The 6031-nt window shown below is 75.9% G+C and carries 7 protein-coding genes; 4 read left to right on the top strand and 3 right to left on the bottom strand.

Features of this window, described 5'->3' with window-relative positions; translation table 11 throughout:
- Positions 1–1503, top strand: a 1503-nt coding sequence (locus tag KS423_RS36260; protein ID WP_224283998.1) for a restriction endonuclease, incomplete at its 5' end; no start/stop codon positions are given.
- A 306-nt stretch (positions 1504–1809) separates the two neighbouring features.
- On the top strand, positions 1810–2577 hold the full coding sequence (locus tag KS423_RS36255; protein WP_224283997.1) for a ZIP family metal transporter: 768 nt from the start codon (positions 1810–1812) through the stop codon (positions 2575–2577).
- A gap of 99 nt (positions 2578–2676) precedes the next feature.
- On the opposite strand, the gene KS423_RS36250 is transcribed toward KS423_RS36255, so the two are convergent.
- Positions 2677–3582: a LysR family transcriptional regulator gene (locus tag KS423_RS36250; RefSeq protein WP_224283996.1), complete on the bottom strand. Its 906-nt coding sequence runs from the start codon at positions 3580–3582 to the stop codon at positions 2677–2679.
- A gap of 160 nt (positions 3583–3742) precedes the next feature.
- Between KS423_RS36250 and KS423_RS36245 the strand changes: the two genes are divergently transcribed.
- Positions 3743–4684 carry an EamA family transporter gene (locus KS423_RS36245; protein WP_224283999.1) on the top strand — a complete coding sequence of 314 codons (942 nt, stop codon included), beginning with the start codon at positions 3743–3745 and terminating at the stop codon, positions 4682–4684.
- Here the strand turns inward: KS423_RS36245 and KS423_RS36240 are convergent.
- Positions 4575–5120, bottom strand: coding sequence for a MarR family winged helix-turn-helix transcriptional regulator (locus tag KS423_RS36240; protein ID WP_224283995.1), 546 nt, complete (start codon positions 5118–5120; stop codon positions 4575–4577). The genes KS423_RS36245 and KS423_RS36240 overlap by 110 nt on opposite strands.
- A gap of 166 nt (positions 5121–5286) precedes the next feature.
- Here KS423_RS36240 and KS423_RS36235 point away from each other — a divergent pair, with 166 nt between their 5' ends.
- Positions 5287–5619 (top strand): DUF2218 domain-containing protein, encoded by a 333-nt coding sequence (locus KS423_RS36235; protein ID WP_224283994.1) that lies wholly within the window; start codon positions 5287–5289, stop codon positions 5617–5619.
- Here KS423_RS36235 and KS423_RS36230 read toward each other — a convergent pair.
- Positions 5592–6031 (bottom strand): phosphatase PAP2 family protein (locus KS423_RS36230; RefSeq protein WP_224283993.1); only part of this gene is annotated, 440 nt, incomplete at its 5' end. The two genes, KS423_RS36235 and KS423_RS36230, sit on opposite strands and share 28 nt — an antisense overlap.

Here is a 6031-nt window from a genome sequence, read left to right as displayed (position 1 = left end):
GACCGGGGAGCCGGTCACCCCGGCCCCGGCGGGGCCGATCCGGACGAGGCCGTGGCGGTGCACGCCCGGGCCGCCGCCCTGACCCACCACCGCACGCTCGCCGTGCAGTCCGAGCACGACCGGCTGGCCGACCTGCTGCGACGGGCCGCGCTGCCCGTCTCGGCCATGGACTTCGAGAGCCAGCTGCGGCACTACCAGCCCCGCCCCTACCCGGCCGACGGCCCCGGCGCCGCCGACGAGCCCGAGCCCCGCTGGGAGGACTTCGCGCCCGCCGAGCCACCCGCGGCCGATCCGGAGAGCGGCCCGTCCCGTCGGCTGCTCGACTCCGGCTACCAGCGCGAGCTGGCCCAGGCCCGGCTCACCCACCAGCGTGCCCTGCGCGAGTGGCGTACCCGCCGGGCCGAGGCGGGCAGCCCGGCCGTCGACGAGTCCCGGCGCGCCCACGAGGCGGCGGAGGAGGCCCGGGCCCGCGCCGTGCGCGAGTACAATGAGAGCCTGGAAGAGTGCCGACGGGCCTACCGGCTGGCCGAGCCGGCCGCCGTGGAGTCGCTGCTGGAACGGGCGCTGGCCGCCGCCGAGACCGCCACCCAGGACCTGCCCGCCCCCTGCCGGGCGGTCTTCCGCCCGCTCACCCGCACCGCCGTGCTGGACCTCGACCTGCCGCCGCTTGAGCTGGTGCCCTCGCTCACCGGCTACCGGCTCGCCCCGGACGGCGACATCCTCCCGGTGCCGCGCCCGCCCGCGGACCGGGCCACCGACTACCTGCGGCTGGTCGCCCGGCTCGCCCTGCGCGCCCTTCAGGCCGCCGACGCCGTCGACACCGACGAGATACTCGCCGGCGTCGTCCTCAACGGCTGGCTGCGCGATCCCGCCACGGCCGAGCCGCTCTGCCTGGTCAGCGTGGACGCCGACCGCGACGCCCTGGCCCGCACCCGGTTGCTGCCGCCGGGCACCCCGTACGAGGAGCGCGACGACGAGGGCGTCTACGCCGACGCCGAGCAGGACGAGGCCCTCGTGCGGCTGCGCCAGCTCGGTGCCGCCGTGACCCCGGACCCGTACGACCGGGTCGGTGTCCAGCCGGCCGCCCAGGCCGGGGCCACCGTGCCGGCCGCCTCCGACCTCTCCGCCAACGAGTTCGCCCAGCTGGTGCGGGATCTGCTGACCCGGGGCGGGATCGCGCAGTGGAGCGTCCGGCTGCGCGGCCCGGCCGGGCTGGTCGCCACCGGTGAGGGCGCACCCGGTACCGCGCTGCCCGGCCGCTGGGTGGTCTGGGCCTCCCGGGACACCGGGCCGGTCGGCGCCGAACAGATCGAGACCCTGGCCGAGGCGGTCGGGGAGGAGTCCGCCGAGCGCGGCCTGCGGCTGACCACCGGCCGGTTCACCGAGGAGGTGCTGGACCTCACCGCGGAGGAGAGCCATCGGCACATCCACCTGATCGACGGCGACGGCGTCCGCGAACTCGCCCACACCCATCTGGGCCTGCCACTGGCCACCGGCGGCTGACCGCCCTCCACCCGGCTGACCGCCCTCGACCCGGCGGACCGCGCCGGCCGTCCGCCCCGGTGGGCAGCCTCACTCCGAACGGCCCATCCGGAGGGCGCCCCTGCACGCCCGGGCCGAGGCTGGGGGAACGGCTCCCGGCCGGGCCCCCGGCACCCCGGGTGATCACCGCCGAGCGGGCGTCCGGTACGGTCGGCGGTCGGCCCGGCCACGGGCGGATCCCAGGGGGAGAGGAATGCGCAGAGCGCTCGGCGGACCACCCGGCGAAGGCCCCGGCCACCCGGCCGGACCTGGGACGGAGCCGGCCCGATGACCGCGGTCCTGGTCGCCGCCGCGGCGTTCCTGATGACCCTGGTCGGCGGATTCGTCGCCCAGCGCACCCGCGACCGCCGCCACCTGGTGCTGGGCTTCGCCGCCGGACTGATGCTCGGCGTGGTCGCCTTCGACCTGCTGCCCGAGGCGATCCACCAGGCGCCGGACGAGGTGCACGGCGTGCCGCAGGCGCTGCTGATGTTCGCGGCCGGTTTCCTCACCATCCACGTGGTCGAGCGCGCGGTCGCCATCCACCGCGGCCACGAGGGCGAATACGCCGCGCACTCCCACGGCCACCACGGGCACGCCCACGCCCACGCCGCCGGGCGTCAGGGCATCGGCCTGACCGCCGCTCTGGCCCTGGTCGGGCACAGCGTGATGGACGGCTTCGCAATCGGCGCCGCCTTCCAGGCGGGCACCACGGTCGGCACGGTGGTGGCCATCGCGGTGGTCGCGCACGACTTCGCCGACGGTTTCAACACGTACACGATCACCCGGCTGTACGGGAACGACCGGCGGCGGGCGATGACCCTGCTCGCCGCGGACGCGCTGGCCCCGGTGTCCGGCGCGGCGATCACCCTGGCGTTCACCATCCCGGGGCACCTGCTCGGCCTCTACCTGGGCTTCTTCTCCGGCTTCCTGCTCTACCTGGCGACCTCCGACATCCTCCCCGAGGCGCACAGCCCGCACCCCTCGCGCAGCACTCTGCTCTGCACCGTGGCCGGGGTCGGCTTCATGTGGCTGGTGATCGGCTTCGCCGGCTGAGGCCCGAACAGGTCCGGGGCCGGCCCGTCAGCCGTCGATCCGGACGCCGAGGTCCGCGAGGGCGGAGGCGGTTGCCCTCAGGACCGGCCGGCGAGGCCCTCAGACCGGAAGCCGCCCCCAGCACTCCCGCATCGAGGCCAGTGCCTCGGTGATGGCCGGCCGCCGGGAGGCCTGCGAGCGCCAGAGCGCGAACACCCGGCGGCTCGGTTCCGGCGTCACCCGGCGGACCGCCACCCCGGGCGGCAGCGGGCCCCGCCCGAGCCTCGGCACCAGGCCCATCCCCAGACCGGCCGCGACCAGCGCGATCTGCGTCTCGAACTCCCCGACCTGGTAGCGCACGTCCGGCTCCTCACCGGCCTCGCGCAGGGTGCGGACCAGCCAGTCGTGGCAGATGTTGCCGGGCGGCACGCTGATCCAGCGCTGCCCGCACAGCCGCTCCACCGGCACGGGGTCGAGCGCGGCCAGCCCGTCGTCGGCGGGCAGCAGCAGGTCCACCGGGTCCGTCCCGAGGTCCATCCGGGAGACCCCCTCCTGCACCGGCAGCGGCACGGTCGGCCAGTCCTGCACCAGCGCCAGGTCCACCTCGCCCCGGGCCACCAGCTCGGCCGCGGGGTACGGGTCGCGCTCCAGCAGCCGGACGTCCAGTTCCGGGCAGCGCCGCCGCAGGTCGGCCAGAGCCCCGGGCATCAGTCCACGGGCACCGGACGGGAACGCGGCCACCAGCAACCGCCCGACGGCCTGACCGCGCTGCTCCTCCAGCCGCACCTCGGCCTGCTCCACCAGCCCCAGCACGGTCTGCGCGGTGACGGCCAGCTCGCGCGCCGCATCGGTCAGCACCACGCCCCGGCCCTGCCGCTCCAGCAGCACCGTCCGGGTCTCCCGCTCCAGCTTGGCGATCTGCTGCGAGACCGCGGAGGGAGTGAAGCCGAGCGCGGCCGCCGCCCCGCCGACCGAGCCGTGCACCGCCACCGCGTGCAGCGCCCGCAGGCGCCCCAGATCCATCATGCAGCGATCCTAAAGCGTCTCCTTCAGTATTCATCGCTGGTGCTACACGGTCCGGCGCCATCATGCTCGACCCATGACCGCGACAACCGCCGCCGCCCCGAGCGGCCAGAACAGCACGGCCGGCACGAGCAGCACGAGCGGCGACGGCGGCCGGGGCGGCATGAGCCCGCGCCACATCGCCCTGGCCGTCCTGGTGGCCGCCGTCTGGGGCCTCAACTTCGTCCTGATCCACGTCGGCCTCGACAGCTTCCCGCCGCTGCTCTTCTGCGCCCTGCGGTTCGCCGTCGTCGCGGTGCCGGCGATCTTCTTCGTCGGCCCGCCCAGGGTGGCCTGGCGCTGGGTGGTGGCCGTCGGCGTGGTCCTCGGGGTGGTCAAGTTCGGGCTGCTCTTCCTCGGCATGCACGCCGGGATGCCGGCCGGGCTCTCCTCCCTGGTGCTCCAGGGGCAGGCCGGCTTCACCGCGCTGTTCGCCGCCGTGCTGCTGCGCGAACGCCCCGGCGGGCTGCGGCTGGCGGGCCTGGCGATCGCCTTCGCCGGCATCGCGCTGGCCGCCTGGGACCAGGGCGTCGGCGGGCCGCTCGGGGCCTTCGTCCTGGTGGTCCTGGCCGCCGTCGCCTGGGGTCTGGCCAACGTGCTGACCCGCAAGGCCGCGCCGCCGGACGCGCTGCGCTGGATGGTCTGGGTCAGCGCCGTCCCGCCGCTGCCGCTGCTGGTCCTGTCCCTGCTGGTCGAGGGACCGGAGGCGGACCTGCGCGCACTGCGCGACGTCACCCCGGCCGGACTGGGGGCGATCGGCTACGTCGGGCTGGTCTCCACCCTGCTCGGCTTCGTCGCCTGGAGCTTCCTGCTGCGCAGCTACGACGCGACCGCCGTCGCGCCCTACTCGCTGCTGGTGCCGGTGTTCGGGATGTCCTCGGCCTGGCTGCTGCTCGGTGAGCGGATCAGCCCGACGGCCGCCGCGGCCGCGCTGCTGGTGATCGCCGGGATCGGGATCACCGCGCTGCGCCCGGGGGCCCTTGGCGGTGCGGCGGCCCGGCTGCGAGGAAGCGGGCCTCGGCCGAGCGCAGCACCCGCAGCAGCACCTCCTCGTCGGCGGGGCTGACCTCGCCGAAGTACTCCTGGGCCACCTCGTCCCGGACCTGTCCGATCCGCTCCACCGCCGCCTGCCCGGCCTCGGTCAGCAGGATCCGCACCGCCCGCCGGTCGGCCGGGTCGGGACTGCGCTCGACCAGACCGGCCTCCTCCAGCGCGTCGACCACGGTGGTCGCCGAGCGCGGGGCGATGTGGAGCTTGTCGGCGAGGTCGCTCAGCCGCATCGCGCGGTCCGGCGTCTCGCAGCCGGGCACATGGGCGAGCATGCGCAGCGCCCGGGCCTGGCCGGGGGTGATGCCGTACGGCTCCAGCCGCCAGCCGGTCTGACGCCGGATCCGCTTGATCGCCCTGGTCATCGCGTCGGCCAGTTCGGCGGCGGTGCCCGGGGTGCCGGGCCGGGGGCCGGGGGAGGGGGCCGCCGGTTCGTCGGTCGGCGTGGTGGTCATCGGCGGTCTCCTCGGCTGGCGTCCGCCCCAGGGTAGCCGTCGGTCCGGGGCCCGCGGCCGGCGGCGGAGGGCGATCGCGGAAATATGTTGAGCCTAGCTCAGTACCTGGGTTAGCGTTGCCCCGAGTGAGGGGACCCTAAGTTCCCTCCCGGACCCTGGAGGGCCCATGCCCCGCTCCGAAGCCCGCGTCGCCACCGACCGCCCGGGCCGTTACGCCAAGCAGCTCGCCGCCCACATGGGGCGCAAGATCGAGGCCGTCTACTCCGAGGAGACCGGCCGCGGCACGATGGTCTTCGGCGCCGGCACCGCCACCCTGGAGGCCCAGCCGGACGCGCTGCTGCTCACCGTCGAGGGCGAGCGCGAGAACCTGCCCGGTCTGGAGGACGTCGTCGGCCGCCACCTGGTCCGCTTCGGCGCCCGCGACGAACTCGTCATCGAGTGGCACCGGGACAACGGCGAGGCCGGCCTGGTTCACCGCAACGAGGACCCCGAGGCCTGACGCCTCCCGGCACCCGGCCGGGGCAGCCACCGGGCGAGCGACCACAACACCAGGACGGCCAGGCACCAGCTCGCCACCACGTCCAGCAGCCAGTGGAAGTCGCTCCACACCAGCCCCGCACCCACCCCGAGCGACAGCAGCACCGCACCCGCCGCCAGCCCCCGGACGGCGCGCGGCCCGGCCACCCGGGCCAGTAGCAGCGCCGCCACCCCGTACGAGATCGTCGCGGTCGCGGTGTGCCCGGACGGGTACCAGCCCCACTGGCCCGCCGTCAGCGCCTCCCCGAGCGGACCCGGCCGGGCGAAGGCCGACTTCGCCGGAACCACCAGCAGTGGGATCAGCCCCGCCGTCAGCGCCGCCACCGGCAGCGGCAGCCACCAGCGCCCGGCCCCGGCCCGGCGCCCGCGCCAGG

This window comes from Streptomyces sp. LS1784 (assembly GCF_020103755.1).
GTDB lineage: Bacteria > Actinomycetota > Actinomycetes > Streptomycetales > Streptomycetaceae > Kitasatospora.
This window is presented reverse-complemented; position numbering and strand designations above follow the sequence as displayed.